We start from the raw sequence: 561 nt of genomic DNA, 5'->3' as shown, positions 1-561 counted from the left end.
TTTTCTCAAAAAGCCGTGTTTTATAAAGAAAAAGAGGCCTTTTTAATTGATTTGACCGAGCAAGGTACAAAAAAAACGTACACCGTAAGTTATGTATTTGGCTTTGACCCACTGCAACAGTATTTAATTGAAGTTGAAAAAGGCAAATACCAAGTATTTCCCTTTGCATGGGATAGTCGCGCTAAATCACTAGGCGGAAAGCGTTGGTATGCCAACTACGCTAACGAAGATGTAAAACCCAGCGACCGTCTCCATTGGCTGCAACCTCTGCAAAACTGGAACGGCATGTGCGCCGATTGCCATTCAGATAATTTAAAGCGTAATTACACTACTGAAAAAGAAAGCTTTGATACGCACTTCTCGAATATAAATGTGGGCTGTAAATCGTGCCACAGCGATATAACGGATGAACATAAAACTAAAAAAATAATAAAGACAGCTCAAACAAGCCCTACCAATATGTCGCAGTGGAAAATAATTGGCGATAATAAAATTGCTACTTGGCAAGGTGAGCCGCGCGATAACAGCTTTATGCAAGGCTGTTATGCGTGTCATTCGCTT

At 40.3% G+C, this 561-nt stretch carries 1 pseudogene; it reads left to right on the top strand.

From position 1 onward, the window contains the following. Positions 1-561, top strand: a pseudogene (locus tag I6F40_RS19625) (hypothetical protein); the annotation flags it as partial.

It is taken from the genome of Pseudoalteromonas sp. SWXJ133 (assembly GCF_015864365.1).
Taxonomy (GTDB): Bacteria; Pseudomonadota; Gammaproteobacteria; order Enterobacterales; family Alteromonadaceae; genus Pseudoalteromonas; species Pseudoalteromonas arctica.
The sequence above is the reverse complement of the archived record's forward strand: the minus strand, read 5'-3'. Positions and strand labels throughout refer to the sequence as shown.